Annotated in this window: 22 protein-coding genes and 1 tRNA gene; 20 read left to right on the top strand and 3 right to left on the bottom strand. The window is 66.8% G+C overall.

The genetic code is table 11. The features are described 5' to 3' along the window. Positions 1 to 124 precede the first annotated feature (124 nt). From JWP65_RS05675 to JWP65_RS05755, 17 genes are all read left to right on the top strand, one after another. Entirely contained in the window at positions 125 to 1,501 is a 1,377-nt protein-coding gene (locus tag JWP65_RS05675) for an acyclic terpene utilization AtuA family protein (RefSeq protein WP_299761239.1), read from the top strand. Between the two features lie 11 nt (positions 1,502 to 1,512). Continuing rightward, positions 1,513 to 1,824 (top strand): hypothetical protein, encoded by a 312-nt coding sequence (locus JWP65_RS05680; RefSeq protein WP_299761242.1) that lies wholly within the window; start codon positions 1,513 to 1,515, stop codon positions 1,822 to 1,824. 3 nt (positions 1,825 to 1,827) lie between these two features. Then, complete coding sequence (locus JWP65_RS05685) at positions 1,828 to 3,432, top strand: carboxyl transferase domain-containing protein (protein ID WP_299761245.1); 1,605 nt, start codon at positions 1,828 to 1,830, stop codon at positions 3,430 to 3,432. A gap of 2 nt (positions 3,433 to 3,434) precedes the next feature. After that, on the top strand, positions 3,435 to 5,396 hold the full coding sequence (locus JWP65_RS05690; protein WP_299761248.1) for a biotin carboxylase N-terminal domain-containing protein: 1,962 nt from the start codon (positions 3,435 to 3,437) through the stop codon (positions 5,394 to 5,396). 101 nt (positions 5,397 to 5,497) lie between these two features. Beyond that, complete coding sequence (locus tag JWP65_RS05695; RefSeq protein ID WP_299761251.1) at positions 5,498 to 6,274, top strand: IclR family transcriptional regulator; 777 nt, start codon at positions 5,498 to 5,500, stop codon at positions 6,272 to 6,274. Continuing rightward, entirely contained in the window at positions 6,274 to 7,086 is an 813-nt protein-coding gene (locus tag JWP65_RS05700; protein WP_299761254.1) for a helix-turn-helix domain-containing protein, read from the top strand. Before JWP65_RS05695 ends, JWP65_RS05700 begins: the two co-directional genes overlap by 1 nt. Positions 7,087 to 7,101: 15 nt before the next feature. Next, positions 7,102 to 7,971, top strand: coding sequence for an enoyl-CoA hydratase/isomerase family protein (locus JWP65_RS05705; RefSeq protein WP_299761257.1), 870 nt, complete (start codon positions 7,102 to 7,104; stop codon positions 7,969 to 7,971). Between the two features lie 103 nt (positions 7,972 to 8,074). After that, on the top strand, positions 8,075 to 8,521 hold the full coding sequence (locus JWP65_RS05710; RefSeq protein WP_299761260.1) for a MaoC/PaaZ C-terminal domain-containing protein: 447 nt from the start codon (positions 8,075 to 8,077) through the stop codon (positions 8,519 to 8,521). Between the two features lie 34 nt (positions 8,522 to 8,555). Beyond that, the gene (locus JWP65_RS05715) at positions 8,556 to 9,695 is read left to right on the top strand and encodes an acyl-CoA dehydrogenase family protein (RefSeq protein ID WP_299761263.1); all 1,140 of its coding nucleotides are present in this window, start codon (positions 8,556 to 8,558) and stop codon (positions 9,693 to 9,695) included. Positions 9,696 to 9,712: 17 nt separating this feature from the next. Next, positions 9,713 to 10,957 (top strand): CaiB/BaiF CoA-transferase family protein, encoded by a 1,245-nt coding sequence (locus JWP65_RS05720; protein WP_299761266.1) that lies wholly within the window; start codon positions 9,713 to 9,715, stop codon positions 10,955 to 10,957. Beyond that, positions 10,954 to 11,460: a MaoC family dehydratase N-terminal domain-containing protein gene (locus JWP65_RS05725; RefSeq protein WP_299761269.1), complete on the top strand. Its 507-nt coding sequence runs from the start codon at positions 10,954 to 10,956 to the stop codon at positions 11,458 to 11,460. The genes JWP65_RS05720 and JWP65_RS05725 overlap by 4 nt, the downstream gene beginning before the upstream one ends. 38 nt (positions 11,461 to 11,498) lie before the next feature. Beyond that, the gene (locus JWP65_RS05730) at positions 11,499 to 12,473 is read left to right on the top strand and encodes a tripartite tricarboxylate transporter substrate binding protein (RefSeq protein ID WP_299761272.1); all 975 of its coding nucleotides are present in this window, start codon (positions 11,499 to 11,501) and stop codon (positions 12,471 to 12,473) included. 61 nt (positions 12,474 to 12,534) lie between these two features. Next, positions 12,535 to 13,953: an MmgE/PrpD family protein gene (locus tag JWP65_RS05735; protein WP_299761275.1), complete on the top strand. Its 1,419-nt coding sequence runs from the start codon at positions 12,535 to 12,537 to the stop codon at positions 13,951 to 13,953. Between the two features lie 50 nt (positions 13,954 to 14,003). Then, the gene (locus JWP65_RS05740) at positions 14,004 to 15,245 is read left to right on the top strand and encodes an acetyl-CoA hydrolase/transferase C-terminal domain-containing protein (RefSeq protein WP_299761278.1); all 1,242 of its coding nucleotides are present in this window, start codon (positions 14,004 to 14,006) and stop codon (positions 15,243 to 15,245) included. Continuing rightward, positions 15,206 to 16,399 (top strand): CaiB/BaiF CoA-transferase family protein, encoded by a 1,194-nt coding sequence (locus JWP65_RS05745; RefSeq protein ID WP_299761281.1) that lies wholly within the window; start codon positions 15,206 to 15,208, stop codon positions 16,397 to 16,399. The genes JWP65_RS05740 and JWP65_RS05745 overlap by 40 nt, the downstream gene beginning before the upstream one ends. Positions 16,400 to 16,407: 8 nt before the next feature. Then, complete coding sequence (locus JWP65_RS05750; RefSeq protein WP_299761284.1) at positions 16,408 to 17,295, top strand: alpha/beta hydrolase; 888 nt, start codon at positions 16,408 to 16,410, stop codon at positions 17,293 to 17,295. A 36-nt stretch (positions 17,296 to 17,331) separates the two neighbouring features. Continuing rightward, positions 17,332 to 18,498, top strand: a complete 1,167-nt coding sequence (locus JWP65_RS05755; protein WP_299761287.1) for an acyl-CoA dehydrogenase family protein — start codon at positions 17,332 to 17,334, stop codon at positions 18,496 to 18,498. Positions 18,499 to 18,528: 30 nt separating this feature from the next. On the opposite strand, the gene JWP65_RS05760 is transcribed toward JWP65_RS05755, so the two are convergent. Continuing rightward, on the bottom strand, positions 18,529 to 19,557 hold the full coding sequence (locus tag JWP65_RS05760) for a tripartite tricarboxylate transporter substrate binding protein (RefSeq protein ID WP_299761290.1): 1,029 nt from the start codon (positions 19,555 to 19,557) through the stop codon (positions 18,529 to 18,531). Positions 19,558 to 19,604: 47 nt separating this feature from the next. Next, a complete protein-coding gene (locus tag JWP65_RS05765) occupies positions 19,605 to 19,976 on the bottom strand; it encodes a hypothetical protein (RefSeq protein WP_299761295.1) in 372 nt (123 codons plus the stop codon). Between the two features lie 277 nt (positions 19,977 to 20,253). Between JWP65_RS05765 and phaR the strand changes: the two genes are divergently transcribed. Then, positions 20,254 to 20,790: a polyhydroxyalkanoate synthesis repressor PhaR gene (gene phaR, locus JWP65_RS05770; RefSeq protein ID WP_299761298.1), complete on the top strand. Its 537-nt coding sequence runs from the start codon at positions 20,254 to 20,256 to the stop codon at positions 20,788 to 20,790. Between the two features lie 29 nt (positions 20,791 to 20,819). Then, entirely contained in the window at positions 20,820 to 22,208 is a 1,389-nt protein-coding gene (gene rimO, locus JWP65_RS05775) for a 30S ribosomal protein S12 methylthiotransferase RimO (protein WP_299761301.1), read from the top strand. A 170-nt stretch (positions 22,209 to 22,378) separates the two neighbouring features. Here rimO and JWP65_RS05780 read toward each other — a convergent pair. Then, positions 22,379 to 22,463, bottom strand: a tRNA-Leu gene (locus tag JWP65_RS05780). 19 nt (positions 22,464 to 22,482) lie between these two features. On the opposite strand from JWP65_RS05780, the gene JWP65_RS05785 reads away from it, so the two are divergent. Then, positions 22,483 to 23,352 (top strand): RNB domain-containing ribonuclease (locus tag JWP65_RS05785; protein ID WP_299761304.1); only part of this gene is annotated, 870 nt, incomplete at its 3' end.

Here is a 23,352-nt window from a genome sequence, read left to right on the forward strand (position 1 = left end):
CCGCACGTGGCACATCGACAGGTGGCGTGCTCTACACCGCATTTGACAAGTCATGTTGTCGTCTTCATAATGGAATTTGTGCTTCAGAAACGAAATTCGCACGATTTCCCACAAGGATGGCCGCATGAAGAAGATCGTTCGCCTGGGGGCCGGTTCCGGCTTCTGGGGAGACGCAATGGATCCAGCAATGGAATTGCTGGAGCACGGGAACCTGGATTACCTGTGCTTTGACTTCCTGGCTGAGCTCACAATGGCATTGCTGCAAAGGCAGAAGCTCAAGAACCCGCAGGCCGGCTACGTGCCCGATGCGGTCACGTACATGAACGCGATGCTGAAGATGGCACGTCAGCGCGGTACGCGGCTGATCTCGAACGGTGGCGGCGTCAACCCCAGGGCTGCCGCGGAGCGCGTGGCGGAAGGCGCCCGGGCGGCCGGACTGCAGGGAACCCGGATCGCCTTGGTGGAAGGGGACGACCTGCTGTCTAAGCTCGACACCCTGGTCGCGGATCGGATTCCGCTTGTCAACATGGATACCGGCGACGAGGATTTCGCCGCCATTCGCTCGCGGGTTGTCTCGGCCAACGTCTACACCGACAGCACCGGGATCGTCGCGGGTCTGGAAGACGGCGCCGACGTCGTGATCGCCGGACGCGTCTCCGACAACGCCGTGTATGTCGGGCCACTGGCGCACGAGTTTGGCTGGAAACGGGATGCGGCCCACGTGGACCGGCTTGCGGCGGCGGTCACCCTCGGGCATATCGTCGAATGCGCGTCCGCCTGCACCGGCGGCATGTCTTCGCGTTTCGCCGAGATGCCTGCCATGGGCCGGGTCGGGTTTCCGATCCTCGAAGTCGCTTCCGATGGAAGCGCCGAAATCACGAAGCTGCAAGGCAGCGGCGGCCGCATCGACGAGTTCACGATCAAGGAGCACCTGGTCTACGAGATCGGCGATCCCCGCAGCTACCTGATGCCGGATGCGATCGCGGACTTCACGTCCCTGCGGCTGCAGCAGAGCGGAACCGACCGCGTCCGAGTCTGGGACGTGAAGGGGCGCACGCCCCCCGAGATGCTCAAGCTGGTGGTGGGCTACCAGGACGGATGGATCGGCGAAAGCATGGCGTTCTTTCCCTGGCCCAACGCCTACGACCGGGCGCTCAAGGCTAAGCAGACGATGCTGGAGCGGTTCGAGCGCATGGGCCTGGAAGCATCGCAGGTGCACTTCGACCTGATCGGCCTCAACACGCTGCACGGACCGGCCGCGCCTGCGCCCGATCCGGCCGCCGCCAATGAATTGCCGGAGGTCGGCTTGCGTTGCGCCGTGCGCACGCGCACGATGGAGGAGGCCGACAAGGTGCGGCGCGCCGGCGCCCACCTGTGGATCATGGGTCCGGGCGGGACTTCGTTCGGCACGCCGATCAAGCCGCGGCCGGTCATCTCGCTGTGGCCGACGCTCATTCCCCGCTCGTACGTCGAGCAGAAAACACAAACCCTCGTGGCTTGAGGAGCAGGACGATGACCAAGATTGTTCGCGACATTGCATACGTCCGTTCCGGCGACAAGGGAGACATTTGCACGGCCGGCGTCATTGCCCGCACCCCGCAGGACTATCGCGCGCTGAAAGCCAGCGTGACGCCGCAGGCCGTCAAGGCGCTTTACGGCGACTGGGTGGCAGGTGACGTCGATTGCTACTCCATGGACAACATCGAAGCGGTGGTCGTGGTGATGCGGCAAGCGTTGGGCGGCGGCGCCACCCGGACCCTGCGCCTCGACCAGACCGGCAAGTCACTGGGTTACGCCCTGCTGCGCCTTCCGGTTCTGGACTGAGAGATGGCGCTGCTAGGTTCGCCCGTCCGCCCCGCAAGCTCCGAATTCACAGCAAACCTCGCCCAGCATCGCGCCTTCTCGCAGCAGGTCGACAGCGCGCGAAGTAGCGCGATCGCCGGGGGCAGCAATCAGGCTCGCGATGCCCATGGCGCGCGCAACAAGCTCCTGCCGCGCCAGCGCATCGATGCCGTGCTGGATCCGGCCACCCCGTTCCTGGAAATCGGGCAGCTGGCGGGGCACGGTCTCTACGAGGGCGGGGTGCCCAGCGCGGGAATCATCACCGGCGTCGGCATCGTCGAGGGCCGGCCTTGCATGGTCATGGCCAACGATGCCACGGTGAAGGGCGGGACGTACTATCCCCTGACGATCAGGAAGCAGATCCGCGCACAGACCATCGCGCGCGAGAACGCGCTGCCGTGCCTCTACCTGGTCGACTCCGGCGGCGCCTTCCTGCCGCTGCAGGAGGACATCTTCCCGGACGAGAACCACTTCGGGAAGATCTTCCGCAACATCGCAGAGATGTCGGCGCTGGGCATTCGCCAGGTCGCGGCCGTCCTCGGATCGTGCACGGCGGGAGGTGCCTACATTCCTGCCATGTGCGACGAGACCGTGATCGTCGAGGGCAACGGCACCATCTACCTGGGCGGGCCGCACCTGGTGCAGGCGGCCACGGGTGAAGTCGTCGACCACCAGTCTCTGGGCGGTGCCGACGTGCACACGCGGATGTCCGGTGTGGCGGACCACTACGCGCACGACGAACTGCATGCGCTCTCCCTGGTCCGCGACATCGTCGCGCGGCCCGGCCCCGCCCGCATCGCAAAGCCGCCGCTGGTGCCGGTCCCTCCCAAGTACGACCCGGCGGAACTGCAGGGGCTGATTCCCGCCAATCCGAAGCAGCCGATTCCGGCACGCGAGATCCTCGCGCGCATCCTCGATGGCAGCGAGATTGCGATGTACCGTGAACGCTACGGCGCCACCCTGCTTTGCGGAACGGGTGCCATCGGCGGCTATCCTGTCGGGGTTCTCATCAACGACGGGGTGCTGATGAGCGAGAGCGCGCAGAAGGCCGCGAACTTCATCCAACTGTGCAGCCAGAGCGGTATTCCGCTCGTGTTCCTGCACAACGTCAGCGGCTTCATGGTCGGCGTGTCGCACGAGCAGGGCGGGATCGCCAAGGATGGCGCGAAGATGGTCAATGCAGTGTCGACTTCGCGCGTGCCCAAGTTCAGCGTGATCGTCGGCGGCAGCTACGGAGCCGGAGCCTATGCGATGTGCGGCCGGGCCTTCGGGCCGCGATTGATGGCGATGTGGCCGAACGCCCGCACTTCGGTGATGGGAGGCGAGCAGGCCGCAACCGTCCTCGCCCTGGTTCGGCAAGAGCAACTCGCGCGCAAGGGCCAGCGGTTCACGGCCGAGGAAGCCGAAGCCTTCAAGCAGCCCGTACGCGAGAGCTACGCGGCGCAGAGCACTGCCCTTCATGCGGCGTCCCGGCTCTGGGTGGATGCGATCATCGATCCCGCGGACACCCGCGCGTGGCTGGCGATGGGGCTTTCGCTGGCCGCCGCCAGCCCGCCGCAGGAGACGCGGTTCGGCGTTTTCAGGATGTGAGCATGTTCCGTCGGATCCTGATCGCCAACCGCGGCGAAATCGCCTGCCGCATCGCACGCACGTGCCGGGCGCTGCGCGTCGAGTACGTCGCGATCTACACGGATGTGGACGCTGGCGCGCTTCACCTTCACGACGCGGTGACGGCCGTGCGCATCGGCGCGGGGCCGGCGGCGCAAAGCTATCTCGACGGCGCGCTCATCATCGCGGCCGCGCTGGAAACTGGATGCGATGCGGTGCATCCGGGCTATGGCTTCCTGTCCGAGAACAGCAGGTTCGCTGCCGACGTCATCGCAGCCGGGTTGACCTTCATCGGCCCGAAGCCGGAAACCATCGCCGCTCTCGGCGACAAGGCCCGTGCCAAGTCGCTCATGCAAGCCGCCGGGGTACCGGTCGTGCCGGGAGGGGAGGGTGCAAGCGACGAGCCGGCGGTCATCCAGGAGATGGTGCGCAGGGTTGGCCTGCCGGCGCTGTTGAAGCCCAGCGCCGGCGGCGGTGGCAAAGGCATGCGGGTGGTCGCCTCGCACGCGGAGCTGGACGAGGCGGTGGCGTCGGCCATCCGTATCGCGCGCAGCAGCTTTGGGGACGGGCGGCTGATCGTGGAGCGCTACATCGAGCAGCCGCGCCACATCGAGGTGCAGGTTTTCGGCGATTTGAACGGGGACGTCGTCCACCTGTTCGAGCGCGAGTGCTCCTTGCAGCGGCGCCACCAGAAGGTGGTGGAGGAAGCCCCGGCACCCAACCTGCCCGCCGCAGTGCGGCATCGCCTGATCGACGCAGCCGTGCGCGGCGCGCGCAGTGTCGGCTATTTGAACGCGGGAACCTTCGAGTTCATCGTTGGCCGGGACCTGCAGTTCTATTTCCTCGAGGTGAATACCCGCTTGCAGGTCGAGCACCCAGTGACCGAATGCGTCACCGGCCTCGACCTGGTCGAGTGGCAGCTGCGTGTCGCGGCCGGCGAACCCTTGCCGTTGCAGCAGGACATGATCCGCTGCAACGGGCATGCCGTGGAGTGCCGGATCTACGCGGAAGATCCGGCCCGCGATTTCATGCCCGCTCCCGGTACCGTCGGCGTCGTCCGCTGGCCCGCCGGGGTCCGCGTGGAAGCCGGCATCAGCTGCGGCGGCAGCGTGCCGTCCTTCTACGATCCGATGGTTGCCAAGCTCGTGGCGCACGCGCCCGACCGCGTCGGCGCGCTGGCGAAGTTGAGCGTCGCCCTGAGCGAGACCTTGCTGCTGGGCCTCACCACGAACATCGGCTACCTACGGCGCGTCCTTGCCGACCCGGGAGTCAAGATGGCCCAAGCGCACACAAGGTATCTTGATGAACATTCCACGCGCTTCGTGCCGGCTGCGGGCGAAGCCCGGGCTGCGGCTTGCGCGGCGGTTCTCGGGGTCGCGCCCAACGCCGGCGGCCACCCCTGGGCCGTCGACGAGAACCAAGGCCCGGCGGATCGCGCCTGCCTCGACCCGCAGGCCCCATTGGGCAGGGTCCACCTCTGGATCGGCGAGACGCGCTGGCAGTGCGCACTGCAGGCGCGATCCGCTTGCGGCTTCGTGGTGGCCGTGGGCGGCACGGCTTGGCAAGTCCAGGGCGCCCCAGATCCGTCCCGCCTGTGGACGGGCAGCGTCGGATCGGCTCCATGGTCGGCGCAATGGGGCGACGGTGTCTGGGAGTTGCAGGTGGACGGTGACCGCTTCGCGCTGCAGCCGGCTCGCTCGCGGGCCTTCGCCAGCGCGGCGGCTGCCGGCGCGGCGGTGGCCCCCATGTCCGGAACCGTCGCCGCGGTTGCGGTCGCTGTCGGAGACCGGGTCCGCCAGGGCGATTCGGTTGCGGTGGTGGAAGCCATGAAGATGGAGCACAACGTGGTCGCGGCAGTGGACGGCACGGTGCGCGCAGTCGCCTTTCGCGTCGGAGAGCCGGTGAAGGCCGGGGAGCTGATCGTCGACATCGACGCTTCGCAGTGAGGGAGGCGGGCGCCCGCGTTGCCACTGTTAGACTCGACCCGAATTTCATTCCGATGATGGCTTCGAGTCCCGCGATCTCCTCTCATGAACCGCCGACGGCCTTGACCGAAGTCAGGGTGCTGGCGCGCGGATTGGCGCTGCTCAGGGCGTTCGAACCCGCCAACGACTGGAAGACGAATGCTGAGCTTTCCAGCGTCACTGGGCTGCCGAAGCCGACGGTCTCCCGCATCACCGCCAGGCTCACTGAGGCAGGCTATCTGATCTATTCCGGTGAACGGGCGGCCTACCGGCTGGGCACGTCGATCCTGGCGCTCGGCTACGGCGCGGCATCCAATCCCAACCTGGTCGTGATTGCGCGGCCATTGATGCAGCAGTTTGCCGACCAGCACAAGGTGTCCGTCGTCCTGGCCTCTTCGGATGCCGACAGCATGGTGTGCGTCGACGTGGCGCACAGCCGGGCAATGATGTTCACCCTGCGCGTTCGCGCGGGCTGGAGGTTCCGGATGGACCAGTCGGCACTGGGTCGGGCCCTGATCGGATCGATGGGCGATGCCGAGCGGGAGCGGATGCTGACGAGGCTGGCCGAAGCCGATCACAGCACCTGGTCGGCGCTCCTTGGTCAAGTCAAGTCGCTGGTCACCCAGATGCAGCGACGGCAATACTGCATCGCCGCAGGCACTCTGGAACGAGGCACCAACGGAGTCGCGGTGGTTATCGATACGCCGGACCGGCCGCATTCGTACGCGCTCGGCTGCGCGGCTCCTTCCAACGTCATGAGCGTGGCGCGCATCGAAAGCGATGTGGGTCCAGGCTTGGTCGCGCTCAAGCACGCGCTCGAGAAGGAACTGGGTGCGGCAGTCGAAAGGACGGAGGACTGATGGTCAGGAGAAGGAGTCCGGATACGCTCGCGCTGAACCCGGAGCGGGTCCATGGTCCCGGCGAGGAGGTCGATTCCCTGCTGCGCGGACTGGAACTCCTGCGGCTGTTCGACGTGCGCCATCGCGTTCTGGAGACGACGGAGATTGCCGCCAAGCTCGGTTTGTCGCGCGCCACGGCCGCCAAGCTGGTGGCAACGCTGCAGCAGCACAACTTCCTGCGCGCGCGAAACCCGGGCGGCGGCTTCGAGCCCCACGTCGCTTGCCTCGCCCTGGGGCGCGCCGTCAAGCGGGGGCTGCCGATCGTCACCGCGGCGCAGCCGCGCATGCTTGCGCTGTCGCAGCGGTTCGGCGTGCATGTCACGCTGTCCACCCGCGACCGCTCGCACATGCTGGTGGTCGAGCACGTCGTCCCCGCGGGGCAGGTTCGCCTGGGACTCGACACCGGGGCACGGCTGCCGCTTGCCGCCTCCGCATCCGGCCGCGCGTACCTGTGGGCCCAGCCACCGGCCTTGCGTGACCAGTTGCTGGAACGCATCCGCGAGCATGACCAAGACGGCTCGTTCCGGCTGCTGTCCAACGTGTACGCGGCATTCCAGGAGCTGGCGGAGAAGGGCTGGTGCTTCCTGGCGGCGCCGATGACGAGCCAGACCGGCTCACTCGCCGCGCCGATCGAGGTCTTCGGGCGTGTCGACTACGTGCTCACCGCCATGGCCGTGGGGCCGGACGCGCAACGACAGCTGCGCGCGCGGGTGGCCCCCGAGCTCGTGGCGCACGCCAGCTTCATCGCGCAGGACCTGACAGCCGCGTCCTGAGGTCGCCAGCCTGGGGTGCGGGCCCTGATTCCGCTTGGATCGACAAATGAAATTTGCCGGTCCATAATGGAATTGATGAAAGAACCTACCGACCATGCCGCCGGTGCGGCCCAGCACGTCCTGTACAGCGTCGAGGGATCCGTCGCCACCATCACGCTCAACCGGCCAGAGCGCCGCAATGCGCTCTCGCTGGCAGCCAATGAGCGCTTGCACAGCCTATGGAGCAGCATCGATGCGGACCCCGCGATCCGCGCGGTCGTGCTGACCAGCACCGACTGCGGCACCTTCTGTGCCGGCATGGACCTGAAGGAAGCGGCCGAACTCAGGCAGAGCACCGGGCGGGACATCCTGGACCTCCTCGCCGATCCGTTCTATGAACGCATGCGCCGGCTGTCCGTGCCCATCATCGCCGCCATGACGGGCCACTTCACCGCCGCCGGCATGGTGCTGGCCGCCAGCGCCGACATTCGCATCGGGCTGGCCGGCACCCAGGGCGGCATCACCGAAGCCCTGGTGGGGCGTGGCACCCCCTGGGCCGCCCGCATGCAGGACTTGCTCCCCTTGGGCATCCTGATGGAATTGGTCGCCACCGCGCGGATGATGCCGATCGAAAGACTGCACGCGCTGGGCTTCGTCAATGCGATCGAGGCCACCCCGGAGGCCGTTCGCGGCAGGGCGCATGAGATGGCGGCGGCCATCGCCGGCAATGCGCCGCTGTCGGTGCGGGCCGGCAAGGCCGGCCTGCTGGCAGCCAGCGATTTCGGCAGCGAGGCGGGGTTCGCGATTTCCCGCGCGCTGCATCGCCAGGTGTATGCGAGTGAGGATGCGCAGGAAGGGCCGCGCGCTTTCGCCGCCAAGCGGCGTCCGCAATGGCTTGGTCGTTGACAAACCAAAACGAAATTGTTGAAGTCAAAACGAAACTGGCGCTATGATGCATCGTGGCTCACGCAACGCACCGTGCCGGCGATCTATTGAGGAATGACCGAAGATGATGAATCTCCTTTACGGCGAACTCGCGATCGGCGACCGCGCGCGCTCGCGCGGCCGGACCATCACCGAGACCGACGTGGTGAACTTCTGCGGCCTGACGGGCAACTGGCTGGAGATCCACGCGAACGCGGAATTTGCCAAGCAGTCCATGTTCGGCCAGCGCGTGGTGCAGGGTGGACTGGTGTTCGTCATCAGCAACGCGCTTTTCGGCTTCGACTCCGCGGTGGTGGAGGCGTTCTACGGCGTCGACAAGCTGCGCTTTCTCAAGCCCACCTTCATCGGCGACACGCTGCACGCCGAGAGCGAGATCATCGCCATGCGCGAAAAGGGTGACAAGCACGGCATCGTCACAGCCCAGCTGTGGGCGGTGAACCAGCGTTCGGAGAAAGTCCTGAGCTGCGAATTCATGCTCCTGATCCGGCGCGAGCGCCTGCTCGCGGACTGACCTTCACCAACATCCAACGAGACAGGCAGACCCCATGAATTTTCTGACCGAAGAGCAGCAGTTGTGGAAAGACACCGTCGATCGCGTGATGCTGGAGGAGATCACGCGTGAGTACGTGCGCGAGTGCGACATCAGCCGCAATTACCCCTACGAGGCCTACGAGAAGGTGGCCAAGATGGGATGGCTGCGGCTGCTGGTCCCCGAGGAGAACGGCGGCGACGGCGGCAGCATCTTCGACTACGCGCTGATGTGCGAAGGCCTGGCGCGCTACGGCTTCGACTTCGCCACCGCGTTCATGGTTTCGACCTTCACGGCGATGAACATCTGCAAGTTCGGCACCCGGGAGCAGCAAGAACAGTACCTGCCGGCCTTCATGAGAGGCGACATCCGCTTTTCGATCTCCATCTCCGAGCCCTCGGCCGGATCGGATGCCGCCAACACCCGCACGCGCTCGGAGCAGACGGCGCAAGGCTGGAAGATCACGGGCCAGAAGCTCTGGTGCTCGGGCGCCGCCGCGCGCAACACGGTGATCGCGATGCTGACGCGCAGCGACAAGGCTGCGGCGAAGCACAAGGGCCTGACCGTCTTGCTCGTGCCGAACGACACGCCCGGCCTCGACATCCGCCGGCTGCCCACGATGGCGCGGCGCGCCACCGGCACCACCGAGATCTTTGCCGACGCGGCGGTGGTGCCTTCCGGCAACGTGCTGGGGGAGCCGGGCGATGGCTGGAAGATCGTCACCGACCACTTGGAACTGGAGCGGATCGCGGTTTCGGCAGCCTACGTCGGCAACGCCCAGCAGGCCGTGACGGATGCCCTGCGCTACGCGCACGAGCGGATCCAGTTCGACAAGGCGATCTACGAATTCCAGGTAATCCGCCACATGCTGGCGGACATGCAGACCGCCGTGGACGCCGCCCGGCTGATGGTCTATCGCGCTGCCGACCTGGCCTCGCGCGGCATACCCTGCCAGCGCGAGGTTTCCATGGCGAAGCTGATGGCGTCCGAGACCTTGCAGACCGTCACCCGTAACGGCATGCAGATCCTCGGCGGCCACAGCATGCTCCCCGAGGCCGACATGGAACGCTATTTCCGTGAGGGGATGCAATCCACCATCGGTGGCGGCACTTCGCAGATCCAGCGCACGATCATCGCGAAATCGCTGAGCCTCTGATGTCACAGACCGCTTCCATGCCGAAGAACGCGGCGCCCCTGACGGGTGTGCGGGTGCTGGACCTCACGCGCATCCTGGCGGGCCCCTGGGCGACCCAGAACCTGGCCGACCTGGGTGCGGAGGTCATCAAGATCGAGCACCCAAACGGCGGCGACGACACCCGGCAGATGGGGCCTCCCTTCGTGCGTGACCAGCACACCGGCGAGATTGGCGACGCGGCCTACTTCCTGGCGGCCAACCGGGGCAAGAAGTCGGTTGCGATCGACATTGCCAAGCCGGAGGGGCAGAAGCTGGTGCGGGGGCTCGCGGCGAGCTGCGACGTGTTGGTGGAAAACTTCAAGGTCGGCGGCCTGGCCCGCTATGGCCTTGACTACGCCTCGCTGCGCACCGAACTGCCGCGGCTGGTCTATTGCTCGATCACCGGCTTCGGCCAGACCGGGCCCTACCGGCAGCGCGCGGGCTACGACTACCTGATCCAGGGCATGGGGGGCCTGATGAGCGTGACGGGGGAGCCGGACGACAAGCCGGGCGGCGGCCCCCAGCGGGCCGGCGTGGCGCTGGCCGACGTCATGTCGGGCATGTACGCTGCGCTGGGCATCCTCGCCGCACTTCGGCACCGCGACGCTACCGGCGCAGGGCAGCATCTCGACATCGGGATGCTCGACGTGCAGGTGGCGGTGCTGGTCAATCAGTCGATGAACTTCCTCACGACGGGAACGCCACCGCAGCGCATGGGCAACGGCCACCCGAACATCGTGCCGTACCAGTACTTCCCGGCCACCGACGGCCAGTTCATCCTTGCAGTCGGCAACGACGCCCAGTTCCGTCGGGCGATGCAGGTGCTGGGCCTCGGGGTGGAAGGTGCCGACCTTCGGTTCGCGACGATCGCGCTGCGGGTGGCGAACCGTGAGGCGCTGCTCGCGTTGATGACGGAGCGCACCCGCACGCGGAGCGTCGATGATTGGGTCAACGCCATGGAGGCGGTGGACGTCCCGTGCGGCCCAATCAACACCATCGACCGGGTGTTCGCCGATCCGCAGGTCAAGGCGCGCGGCATGCAGATGTCGCTGGCGCACGAATGCGCGGGCGAGGTGCCCTCCGTCGCCAATCCGATGCGGTTTTCGGAAACTCCGATCCGCTATCAAAGCGGCCCGCCGCTCCTTGGACAGCACACGAGGGAGGTGCTGCGCGACGTGCTGGGAGCCAGCGATGCGGACATCACGACCTGGATCGGGCAGGGTCTGGTCAAGGAAACACCATGAGGAACACAGCAGCCGAGAGCGGACCCGATTCAAGCTGGGATGACGCCCCGGTCATGGGGTTGGGCCTTCATTGGGACGACGTCAAGCCGGGGCACCGTTTCCGCACACTGGCTCGCACCATCACCGAAGCCGACATCACGCTGTTCGTGGGCGTGACGGGCATGGTCGAGGAGATGTTCACCAACCTCGAATACATCCAGGCCGAGTCGAAGATCGGTGCGCGGCCCGCGCCCGGGTCGATGGTGTTCTGCATTTGCGAAGGGCTGCTCATGCAGTCCACCATGCAGCGCACCGGCATGGCCTTCCTCGAGTGCGACCTGCGCATCCTCAAGCCGACCGTGGCCGGCGACACCATTCACGTGCAGGCCGAGGTTGTGGAAGCTCGTGCGACCAGCAAGCCGGGCCGCGGCCTGATGCGAACCTTGAACCGGGTGGTGAACCATCGGGGCGAGTTGGTCGCCACCTACAACCCGCTGCGCATGGTCAAGGGACGCCAGCACTGACGCCACATCGTGCCAACCAAAACCAAAGGAGACCGACCATGACTTTCCCCACAGCGTTCCGTAGACTGCTCGCCGGCTGCATTCTGCTCGCGACCGCATGCGCTTCGTTCGCGCAGACGGCGGCGACGTTCCCCAACAAGCCGATGCGCATCATCGTGCCGTTTGCCGCGGGAACCACGACGGACCAGGCGGCGCGCTACATCGGCCAGAAAATCTCCGACCAGTACAAGCAGCCGGTGATCGTGGAAAACAAGGCGGGTGCCAACGGCTTCATCGCGCTGCAGTATCTGCTCAGCCTGCCTGCGGACGGCTACTCCATCACCATCGGCACCAACACTACGCACGCGGCCAACACGGCGCTGTTCAAGAAGGTGCCTTACGACCCGGTTGCCGACTTCGTGCCTCTCTCCGGGGTGACCATCGGCGGCGTGGTCCTGGTGGTGGCGCCCAGCACCCCGGCCAACAACGTGCAGGAACTGCTCGCGCTCGCCAAGAAGAAGAAGATGACCTTCGGCGCCGGCAATTCGTCTTCCCGCGCCGGCGGCGAGGTGTTGCGCGAGCTCGCCGGGATCGACCTCCTGCACGTGCCCTACAAGGCGCTGCCGGCGGCCCTGACCGACCTGATGGGCGGGCAAATCGACATGGTCTTCGGTGATGCGCCGGCAGTGATGCCACTGGTGAGGGGCGGCAAGCTCAAGGCCCTGGGCGTCTCCACCAAGGAGCGCATGCCCGGTTACGGGGAGATCCCGACGATCGCCGAACAAGGCGTCGCCGGCTACGAGACCAATGGCTGGCTTGCGGCATTCGCCCCCAAGGGCACGCCGCCCGATGTGGCCGACAAGCTCAGCAAGATGATCTTCGACATCATGCGAACCCAGGATGCCGCGGCCCACTTCGGCGCGAATGCGTGGAAGCCGATCCCGTCGACCCGTGACGAACTCGCGACTTTCCAGAAGGCGGAGATTGCCCGCTGGGCGCGCCTCGTCAAGAACGCCGGCATCGAGCCGGAATGACCCCCGCCGGCCACACGCCACGCCTGTGGCGGTGGCCGCAACAAGACGGCAGGTGAGAAGCATGGCAACCCTCGTCGAACAACTGGCGGCATTCACGCAGGTGCCTTACGCGAAGCTGCCGGCGCCCGTCGTCGAGGAGAGCAAGCGACTGCTGCTGGACTCCATCGGGGCGGCACTGGCGGCGGTCGATTCGCCGAAGGGCCGCATCGGCATCGAGTACGGCCGCATGCAGGGCGCGAGCGGCCGCGCGACGGTGATCGGTACCTCCGAGCGTCTCAACGTCTTCGGAGCCGCTTTCGCCAACGCGGAGCTGATCAACGCGCTGGACATGGATGCGATCCTGCCGCCGGGCCATGTCACGCCTTACGTCCTGCCCGGCGCGCTGGCCGTGGCGGAAGACCAGGCCCTCGCTGGCAAGGACCTCATTCGGGCGATCGCGGTCTCCCATGAAATGTCGTGGAGGCTTGGCAAGGCGATGGACTACCTACGCGACACCAGGGACGGCAAGGTCGCCACGCCGCTCGTCTTCGGCTACAGCAGCACCGTCTTCGGTGCGACGGCGGCCATCGGCCTGCTGCAGGGAATGTCCGCCGAGGTCATGGCGCACGCGCTCGGCATTGCCGGCTGCATCTCTCCCGTGAATGCCCAGATGGCCTGGTTCGACCACGCGCCGAGTTCGACCATCAAGTACCTGCTGGGTGGCACCCTCACGCAGGCGGCCATGACGGCAGCGCACATGGCGGCGCTCGGACATCGCGGCGACCTGACGGTGCTGGACGACCGGGAAGTCGGCTACGCCCGCTTCATGGGCACCAGCCGCTGGGAGCCGGCGGTGATCCGCGCCGGGCTGGGGACGGACTGGAACTTTCCCGCCGAGACGTCCTACAAGCCCTACGCGCATTGCCGGATCCTGCACGCCCTGGCGGACGTGCTGATGGAGATCGTCCGCACGAACGCCATCCGGCCGCAAGAGATCGACGGGATCAAGGTCTGGGTCGAAGGCATGGTCGAACGCCCCATCTGGCTCAATCGCCAGATCCACGAACCGATGGACGCGCAGTTCAGCATCGCCCACGGGATCGCGCTTGCGGCGCACTGCCCGCCGACTGCGCGTGCCTGGCAAGACCCCGCCTTCATCTTCCGCCCATCGGTGCTGGCTCTGATGGACAAGGTCAGCCACGAGGTCCATCCCGACTACGTGAAGCTTCTCACGAGCCACGGGTCGAGCCGGCCCGCCAAGGTAGAGGTACGCGCGCGCGGAACCAGCTTTACCGGCGAGAAGCGTTTTCCGAAGGGCAGCCCTTCGCCCGATCCTTCCACGGCGATGACGAACGGCGAGTTGATCGCCAAGTTCCACGACAACGCACAGGGACGAATCCCGGATCGGCAGGCGCAGGAGCTAGTCACCGCGGTGTTCGGGCTGGAGGCGGTGCAGGACATCGGCGACCTGATGGTCCTGTCGGCCCCAGGTCGCGCATGACGCCTGCGGCTCGCCTCTGTCCCGCCGACGCATTCAGTTTCCATGGACTGTTGGCGGCCGGCGACCACATTGTGTGCGGCCAGGCGGCGGCAGAGCCGCTGACGCTCACCCGCAAGCTGGTCGCGCAGGGAGCGGCCGTGGCGCCCGTGACCTTGTTCCTGGGCGCGACGCTCAGCCCCACCTTCGACGGCGGCGTTCCCGCAGGCATGCGCTTTTTCTCGTACGGAACGCTCGGGCACAACGCGTCGCTGGCCGACCGCGGCCTGCTCGAGATCCTGCCCGAACGCTACAGCCGCATCGCTCCGCTGTTCCGGGCCGGCACGCTGCCCGCCGACGTGGTGTTGCTGCAGTTGGCGCCCGGCCGCGGCGGGCGGCGGCCCAGCCTGGGCCTTGCCCACGACTACTGCGTCGATGCCGCCCGCCGTGCGCGGTGCGTGGTCGCCGAACTCAATGCAGGCGTGCCCTGGACGCACGGGGCCGAACTGCCGCCCGACGTGCGCATCGACCACTGGGTCCAGGCCGACACCGGGCCGGTCGTCCTGCTGCCCCCGGCTGCAGGAGCGGTGGACGTGGCCATCGGCAAGCATGTTGCCGGCATCGTGCCGGATGGTGCGACGCTGCAGGCCGGCATCGGCAGCCTGCCCGACGCCGTGTTCCGGCAACTGCGCGGGCATCGCCACCTCGGCTTGCATTCCGGTGTCTTCGGCGACGCGGCTGCGCTCCTGATGCAGGCGGGCGCACTCACGAACACGCGCAAGGGGATCGATGCCGGAACCTCCGTCACCAACACCGTGGTCGGCAGCACCGACCTGTACCGATGGGTCGACGACAACCCGGGCGTGCAGGTGCGGCCGGGCAACTACACGCATGCGGCGGAGGTCATCGCGCGCATTCATTGCCTGTACGCCATCAACGGCGCGCTGCAGGTCGACCTCACGGGCCAGGTGAACAGCGAGGCTGTGGGCGGCCGGCAGCGGGGCGGAATCGGCGGGCTCCTCGATTTCTGTCATGCGGCACGCCAGTCGGACAGCGGCGGCCGGGCCATCACCGTGCTGCCCGCGACGGCGCACGGCGGTCGGCAAAGCCGCATCGTGGTCGATCTCGACGGTCCCGCCACTGTCGGCCGCGGCGATGTGGACGTGGTGGTGACGGAGTTCGGCGTGGCCGATCTGCGGCATGCGACCTTGGAGCAGCGCGCGGAGCGACTGATCGCCATCGCGGCGCCGGCATTCCGCGAAACCTTGCGTCACGCGTGGCGCAAATCTACCTGGGGATACAGGGCATGGCATTGAAAGGCGGGCCGCTTGCGGGCGTCCGGGTGGTCGAACTGGCGGGCATCGGCCCCGGGCCGATGTGCGGCATGCTGCTGGCCGACATGGGTGCGCAAGTGCTGCTGGTCGAGCGGCTGGAGCCGGCGAACGTCGGTATAGCGCGGCCACGCAAGTACGAATTGCCGCACCGTGGCAAGCAGTCGATCGCGATCGACCTCAAACACACGGACGGCGTGGCCCTCGTGGCTGACCTGGCCGCCGCCGCGGACGTGTTGATCGAGGGCTTTCGGCCCGGCACCATGGAACGGCTCGGCCTTGGGCCAGACGCCTGCATGGCGCGCCAACCGCGCCTGGTCTACGGCCGCATGACCGGCTACGGCCAGAGCGGGCCAATGCGTCACGCCGCCGGGCACGACCTGAACTACCTGGCGCTGTCCGGCGCGTTGTCGGCCATCGGCCGTGCCGGCCAGAAGCCGAACGCACCGCTCAACCTGCTGGCCGACTATGCCGGTGGTGCCATGAACCTGGCCTTCGGGATCGCGTGCGCGCTGGTCGAGCGCGACCGCTCTGGCTTGGGGCAGGTGATCGACGCCTCGATGGTCGAAGGCACGGCACTGCTCATGACCTCGATGTTCGGCATGTACGCGGCCGGCATTCACAACGCGCCGCGCGGCCACAACATCCTGGACGGCGGCGCGCCTTACTACGACACTTACGCTTGCTCGGACGGCGCGTACGTCGCGTTCGCCGCGATCGAACACAAATTCCGGGCGGTCTTTGCCGAGCGCGCGGGCATCGCCTACGAGGCTCTCACGCAGCTGGATGACCCGCTCACCTGGCCGGAAGGAAGGGCCATGCTCACTGCCGTGTTCGCGAGCAGGACACAACGCGAATGGTGCGAACTGCTGGAAGACAGCGACGCATGTGTCACTCCCGTCCTGAACCGCGAAGAGGCGCCTGGCCACCGGCACAACGCGGCGCGGGGCAGCTTCGTTGTCAGCGATGGTGTGGCCCAACCGGCCGTCTCGCCCCGTTTGTCCCGCACGCCCGGAGCCAACCCTGCGCCGCCGCCGGAGCGGGGCGAACGGGGAGACGCCACAGCGATGTCGTGGGGCATCCCGCTCGCGCGCCTGGAGCGGCTGCGTGGCGCGCGCGTGCTGGGCCCGACGTCGTGAGGGATCTCGTGCAGGAACTCGTTTCCTCCATGCCGGCTTGGGCCATCGCCGCGCGCGCCATGGAGAGCCGCAGCGGCTTCATCGAAGTCGACGGCTGCTCCATCCACTATCTCGCGTGGGGCGATGCATCCTTGCCGCCGCTCGTCCTGGTCCACGGCAATGCGGCGAGCGCCGAGTGGTGGCGCTTTGTCGCACCCCTGCTCGCGAACGCGTACCACGTGATCGCCCCCGACCTCGGCGGGATGGGTGACAGCAGCCATTGCGGCCGCTACGCTCGCGAGCGCTATGCCGACCAGGTCATGCATGTGGCGGACAGCCTCGCGCCAGGCCGAGCGCCTGTCGTCGTCGGCCACAGTCTCGGCGGTTTCGTGGCGATCATGGCCGGGGTCAGCCATGGCGACCGCATGGCCGGGCTCGTGGTGCTCGACTCTCCACCGCGCGAGCCGGACGGCGCGACCTTCGTTTCGTACGTGCAGTCCCGCCCGGTGCCCAAGATCTATCCAGACCGGGAAAGTGCACTGCAGCGGTTCAAGGTGCTGCCCGACCAGCCCGTCAACTGCGCCTTTTACCTGGACCATATCGCGCGGACGGCGATCAGGCCGGAGGCCGGCGGCTGGCGCTGGAAGTTCGATCCCGCCGCCTTGACGCACCCACGCCGGCTCGACTACGTCCAGGACCTCCTGGACATGCGCTGTCCGGTGGCGTTGATGTGGGGCGAGCTGAGCGAGCGCTTCGGCAGCGAGGCCCGCGGGTTTGCGCACGCAGCGTTCGATGGCGTGCTGCCGCTGGTGGAGATCGCGAACGCACGTCACCACATCATGCTGGACGAGCCGCTCGCACTCGTCACCGCGCTGCGCACCCAGCTGGCGAACTGGAAGGCCGCCCGCAAAGGGTGACTCCGGCATACCGACCTTACTGACCGAACACCACCCATGGACCTCGAATTCACATCCAGCCACTTGGCCCTGCGCGAGGCGATCCTCGACCTGTGCAGCCGTTTCGACGACGCCTACTGGCTCAACAAGGACCGCGTCGGTGGTTTTCCGGAAGATTTCTACCGCGCCGTCGCCGATGCCGGATGGCTGGGCATCGCGATGCCGGAGGAGTACGGCGGCTCGGGCCTGGGCATCACCGAGGCGGCGGTGATGATGCTGGCCATCGCGGAGGCAGGGGGAGCCTTGTCCGCGGCGTCCTCGGTGCACATGAACATCTTCGGCCTGAACCCCGTCGTGGTGTTCGGCAGCGACGAGCAGAAGCGCCGCGCCTTGCCGCCGCTGATCCGGGGCGAGACGAAGGCTTGCTTCGCAATCACCGAACCCGATGCCGGGCTGAATACGACCCAGCTGACGACGCGCGCGGTCCGCAACGGCGATCACTATCTGATCTCGGGGCGCAAGGTCTGGATCTCGACGGCGCAGGTGGCGGATTACATGCTGATCCTGGCGCGCACGACGCCCCTGGATGAGGTAAAGCGACCGACCGACGGGCTGAGCCTGTTCTATACGAAGCTTGACCGCAACTACATCGACGTGCGCGAGATCGACAAGATGGGCCGCAAGGCGGTCGATTCCAACGAACTGTTCATCGACGGCCTGCTCGTGCCCGTGGCGGACCGGATCGGCGAGGAAGGCAAGGGTTTCCAGTACATCCTGCACGGCCTCAACCCCGAGCGCGTGCTGGTCGCGGCGGAGGCGGTGGGCATCGGCCGCGCCGCCCTGGGGCGCGCCACGCGCTATGCAAAGGAACGCGTCGTGTTCGGCCGCCCGATCGGCCAGAACCAGGGCATTCAGCATCCGCTCGCCATCTCATGGGCGGAGCTGGAGGCGGCGCAACTCATGGTCTTTCGTGCAGCGGGCCTGTATGACCGCAACCTGCCTTGCGGGCCGCAGGCCAACGCGGCAAAGTACCTGGCGGCGGAGGCGGCGGTCAAGTGCTGCGAAACGGCCATCCTGACCCACGGCGGGTACGGATACGCCAAGGAATACCACGTGGAGCGCTACCTGCGCGAGGTGATGATCCTGCGCATCGCGCCGGTCAGCCCGCACCTGGCGTTGTGCAACATCGCCGAAAAGGTGCTGGGGCTACCGAAGTCCTATTGAGAGCCAAGCGCCCGGGGAGGGCGCCGCTGCTCACTCCAGCGTGACGCCGGAACTCTTGATGATGGGTGCCCACTTCTCGCGTTCTTTCTGCAGCAACTTCGACAGGTCGGCCGACGTGCCGCCGATCGGGATCAGTCCGCCATCGATGAACTGCTGCTGCAGCGCGGGAGCTTTCATGGCGTCCATTGCGGCGCGCTGGAGTTTTGCCAGCACGGGCGCGGGCGTGTTGGCCGGCGCCAGCAGGCCGCCATAGGCCTCCATTTCGTAGCCGGGAACGCCGGCTTCCGAGATCGTGGGGAGCTCGGGAAAGATCCGGGAGCGGTACGGGTTGGCCGCCGCGATTGCGCGAATCTTGCCGCCCTTGATCAACTGGCCTGCCACGGCGGTGGAAATGATGGCCGCGTCGACGCGTTCGCCGACGAGATCCAGGATCGCGGGGCTCTCGCCTTTGTACGGCACGTGCGTCATCTCGGTGTGGGTCATGAACTTCAACAGTTCCATGGCCAGATGCTGTGGCCCGCCGGTTCCGGACGAGCCGTAGCTCAGCTTGCGCTCCTTCGCCACCTTGAGGAATTCCTGTACGGTGCGCGCCGGCAGCCCGTTGCGCACCACCAGCAGGTGGTCGTACGTGACGACATGGCTGATCGGCGCGAGGTCCTTGTCGACCTTGTACGAAAGCTTCGGATCCATGATCGGACGCAACGTGAGGTTCCCCGCGCCGCCGAAGACGAGCGTGTATCCGTCCGCGGGCGACTTGGCCACCAGATCCGTGCCGATGACGCCGGCGACGCCTGGCTTGTTTTCCACGATGACGCTTTGCGCGAGCAGCTTCGCCATCTCCCCGGCCACCAGGCGAGCGGACACGTCGGTGGCTCCCCCCGGCGGGTACGGCACCACGATGCGGATAGGCCTGTCCGGAAAGGCTCCTTGCGCGATGGCGGACACGTGCGCGCTGAAGACGCAGGTGGCAACAAGGCCGACCAGCGCGGGGAAATGACGTCGCTTCATGGCAATTCCTTCGATGCATTGCTGCGCTTGGACGCGCCTGGTGGTGCGCATTCGCGAGCCCATGATAGCGCACCAATTTCATTGTGAGAACCCTAATTTCATTGCGAGGCGAACGTGATCGTGGCGGGCGCGCTGTACGGCAAAGGGCTACCCGTGGCCGACTTCATCGAGTCCACGCAAATAGACCGGTCGCCACGGGCTCGCCCGACATGTCCAGCAAGGGGTCGGCCGGCACCACGGGCGAACCGGGCCGGCACCACCGGCGAACCGACTTCCCAGTCGGCGGGCTTGCTTGGCGCCGCTCGCGGTGCCGTGACGGCGGCGGTCACCGCAGCCTTCAGGTTGGCTAGGGCCAGCGACGTGCGCCGGATGCGGGTGCGGCACTCCTGCTGGATCTCCGTGCCGTGCACTGCGCTGGAGGATTGCCACTGCATGTCGCGGATGTCCCCGCCGGAGGAGAAGGCGCTCACGGCGCCGGCGAAGAGGACCGTGGGCGCCGCGGCCGGGGTGGATGCGCTCGTGCTGCCGCAGCCTCGGCTGGCGCCAAAGGTTCCGCAGCGTGGAGAACCCCTATAATGCCTCATGACTGCAGACCTGATTTTTTAGTTCAAGTCCAACCGCGCCTACCAGTTTCTCGTTCCGCATCCCAGCCCGTAAGGGTTATACCCCGGGCTTGCGGCCGAGCTCCTCCCTAGAATCTGCTGCTATGCAATAGCGGGCTGCTCGCCCGTGCGAGGAGCTTCGTTCGTGACCAGCAAGAAGACCAATGCCGGCACCAAGCCGGCGCAGCGGGTGATCAAGAAGTACCCGAATCGCCGGCTGTACGACACCAACACCTCCACCTACATCACGCTGGCCGAAGTCAAGCAACTGGTGCTGGACACCGAGTCGTTCATCGTTCGCGATGCCAAGACCAACGAAGACCTGACCCGCGCCATCCTGCTTCAGATCATCCTGGAGGAGGAAGCGGGCGGCGCGCCGATGTTCAGCGAGGCGGCCCTGGTCAACATCATCCGCTTCTACGGCCATGCGATGCAGGGCTTCATGGGCAACTACCTCGAAAAGAACGTGCAGGCGATCACCGACATGCAGGCCCAGATGGCGCAGCAGTCGCAGACGCTCACGCCCGAGGCCTGGACCAAGTTCGTGAGCATGCAGAACCCCATGATGCAAGGGCTGATGGGCAACTACACCGAGCAGTCCCGGACCATGTTCGAGCAGATGCAGGAGCAGATGCAAAAACAGACCGAGCAGATGCTCGGCGCACTCGGGATCAAGAAATAAGTCTTTCAGATACTGGGACAATACGGGGGATGAGCGTCCTTGCTGCCCCCCAACCCATCACCGCCACCCCCAAGGTCGGCTTCGTCAGCCTCGGCTGCCCGAAGGCGCTGACCGACTCCGAACTGATCCTCACCCAGCTCAGCGCGGAGGGCTACGCCACCTCCAAGACCTTCGAGGGCGCCGACCTCGTGATCGTCAACACCTGCGGCTTCATCGATGACGCCGTGCGGGAAAGCCTGGACACCATCGGCGAGGCGCTGGCCGCCAACGGCCGCGTCATCGTCACCGGCTGCCTGGGCGCGCGCACCGGCGACAGCGGCGGCAACATGGTGCGCCAGATGCATCCCTCGGTGCTGGCCGTCACCGGCCCGCACGCCACCCAGGAGGTGATGGACGCGGTGCACCTGCACCTGCCCAAGCCGCACGACCCGTTCGTCGACCTGGTGCCAGCCATGGGCATCAAGCTGACGCCCAGGCATTACGCCTACCTGAAGATCAGCGAAGGCTGCAACCATCGCTGCACCTTTTGCATCATCCCTTCGATGCGCGGCGACCTGGTCAGCCGCCCGGTGGGCGACGTGCTCAAGGAAGCGCGCGCGCTGTTCGAAGGCGGCGTCAAGGAGCTGCTGGTGGTCAGCCAGGACACCTCGGCCTACGGCGTTGACGTCAAGTACCGCACCGGCTTCTTCGACGGCCGGCCGGTGCGCACCCGCATGCTGGACCTGGTGCAGGCGCTGGGCGAGCTGGCCGAGCCGCACGGCGCCTGGGTCAGGCTGCACTACGTGTACCCGTACCCGCACGTGGATGAGGTGATTCCGCTGATGGCGCAGGGCCGGGTGCTGCCTTACCTGGATGTGCCGTTCCAGCACAGCCACCCTGACGTGCTGCGCCGGATGAAGCGTCCCGCCTCGGGCGAGCGCAACCTCGAGCGCATCGCGCGCTGGCGCGAGATGTGTCCCGAGCTGGTTGTGCGCAGCACCTTCATCGCCGGCTTCCCGGGCGAGACGGAAGAAGAGTTCCAGCACCTGCTGGACTTCGTGCGCGAGGCCCAGATCGACCGCGCCGGCTGCTTTGCCTACAGCCCGGTGACGGGCGCCGCCGCCAACGAACTGCCGGGCGCGCTGCCGGCGGAACTGCGGGAAGAGCGGCGCGCCCGCTTCATGGCGGTGGCCGAGCAGGTGTCGGCCGAGCGGCTGCGCCGGCGCATCGGCGCCACCATGCAGGTGCTGGTGGATTCGGCACCGGCGCTGGGCCGCAAGGGTGGAGTCGGGCGGTCGTACGCGGACGCCCCGGAAATCGACGGCATCGTCCGTCTGCTTGCGCCACGCAAGTTGAGCAAGCGCCTCGCCGTCGGCGAGTTCACGCAAGCCCGCATCGTCAGCACGGATGGCCACGATCTCGTGGCCGAGCCGATCTGAGCGGGCTCCAGGCTTCGAGCGCAGCCATCGGCTGCGGCCACGCGACCGCGAAAATGACGAAGCCGGCGTTGCCGGCTTCGTTTGGAACGCTGCCGGCATTGCCGGCTTGCGTTGTTCTCTCGCGGAAACAACAAAGCCGGCAAAGCCGGCCTTATCATCTCGTCATGAGTTGGTGCCCAGGAGAGGACTCGAACCTCCACGGAGTTACCCGCTAGTACCTGAAACTAGTGCGTCTACCAATTCCGCCACCTGGGCATTTCAGGAAAGAAACGCATTGTATAACAAAAGCACAGACCCTTCTCCCACCGGAATCCTCGATGAAATCGAGGGCGCGATCCAGGGCCACCGCGATGGCCACGGCTACGTCGCGCGCGACGACGGCGGCCCCGATATCTATCTTCCGCCCAACGAAATGCGGGCCGTCCTGCACCGCGACCGGGTGCGCGCGCGCATCGTGCGGCAAGACCGCAAGGGCCGCCCTGAAGGCCGAGTCGTCGAGATCATCGAGCGCCCGCCGCATCCAATCATCGGCCGGCTGCTGCACGAAAGCGGCGTCTGGCTGGTGGCGCCGGAAGACAAGCGCTACGGCCAGGACGTCCTGATCCCCAAGGGGGCGACCGGGCTGGCCAAGGCCGGCCAGGTGGTGGTGGTCGAACTGACCGAGCCGCCCAGCCTGTACGGGCAGCCGGTCGGCCGCATCAAGGAAGTGCTGGGCGAGATCGACGATCCCGGCATGGAAATCGAGATCGCGGTGCGCAAGTACGGCGTGCCGCACGAGTTCTCCGACGCCTGCATCGCGCAGGCCCGTTCGCTGCCCGACAAGGTGCGGCCGCAGGACAAGGAAAATCGGGTCGACCTCACTGATGTGCCGCTCGTAACCATCGACGGCGAGGACGCGCGCGACTTCGACGACGCGGTCTATTGCGAGCCGGCCAAGGTCGGCCGCGCCAAGGGCTGGCGGCTGCTGGTGGCCATTGCCGACGTCAGCAATTACGTGGAAACCGGCAACGCGCTGGTCATCGACGCCTACGAGCGCGCCACCAGCGTCTACTTCCCGCGCCGGGTCATCCCTATGCTGCCGGAGAAGCTATCGAACGGGCTGTGCTCGCTCAACCCGGAGGTCGAGCGGCTTTGCATGGTTGCG

The organism is Ramlibacter sp. (assembly GCF_028292805.1).
Lineage (GTDB): Bacteria > Pseudomonadota > Gammaproteobacteria > Burkholderiales > Burkholderiaceae_C > Ramlibacter.

Excerpts from the sequence above, each read along its gene's own strand:
- JWP65_RS05675 (WP_299761239.1), top strand. The coding sequence starts at position 125 with ATGAAGAAGATCGTTCGCCTGGGGGCCGGTTCCGGCTTCTGGGGAGAC.
- JWP65_RS05680 (WP_299761242.1), top strand. The coding sequence starts at position 1,513 with ATGACCAAGATTGTTCGCGACATTGCATACGTCCGTTCCGGCGACAAG.
- JWP65_RS05685 (WP_299761245.1), top strand. The coding sequence starts at position 1,828 with ATGGCGCTGCTAGGTTCGCCCGTCCGCCCCGCAAGCTCCGAATTCACA.
- JWP65_RS05690 (WP_299761248.1), top strand. The coding sequence starts at position 3,435 with ATGTTCCGTCGGATCCTGATCGCCAACCGCGGCGAAATCGCCTGCCGC.
- JWP65_RS05700 (WP_299761254.1), top strand. The coding sequence starts at position 6,274 with ATGGTCAGGAGAAGGAGTCCGGATACGCTCGCGCTGAACCCGGAGCGG.
- JWP65_RS05710 (WP_299761260.1), top strand. The coding sequence starts at position 8,075 with ATGATGAATCTCCTTTACGGCGAACTCGCGATCGGCGACCGCGCGCGC.
- JWP65_RS05715 (WP_299761263.1), top strand. The coding sequence starts at position 8,556 with ATGAATTTTCTGACCGAAGAGCAGCAGTTGTGGAAAGACACCGTCGAT.
- JWP65_RS05720 (WP_299761266.1), top strand. The coding sequence starts at position 9,713 with ATGCCGAAGAACGCGGCGCCCCTGACGGGTGTGCGGGTGCTGGACCTC.
- JWP65_RS05725 (WP_299761269.1), top strand. The coding sequence starts at position 10,954 with ATGAGGAACACAGCAGCCGAGAGCGGACCCGATTCAAGCTGGGATGAC.
- JWP65_RS05730 (WP_299761272.1), top strand. The coding sequence starts at position 11,499 with ATGACTTTCCCCACAGCGTTCCGTAGACTGCTCGCCGGCTGCATTCTG.
- JWP65_RS05735 (WP_299761275.1), top strand. The coding sequence starts at position 12,535 with ATGGCAACCCTCGTCGAACAACTGGCGGCATTCACGCAGGTGCCTTAC.
- JWP65_RS05755 (WP_299761287.1), top strand. The coding sequence starts at position 17,332 with ATGGACCTCGAATTCACATCCAGCCACTTGGCCCTGCGCGAGGCGATC.
- JWP65_RS05760 (WP_299761290.1), bottom strand. The coding sequence starts at position 19,557 with ATGCGCACCACCAGGCGCGTCCAAGCGCAGCAATGCATCGAAGGAATT.
- rimO (WP_299761301.1), top strand. The coding sequence starts at position 20,820 with ATGAGCGTCCTTGCTGCCCCCCAACCCATCACCGCCACCCCCAAGGTC.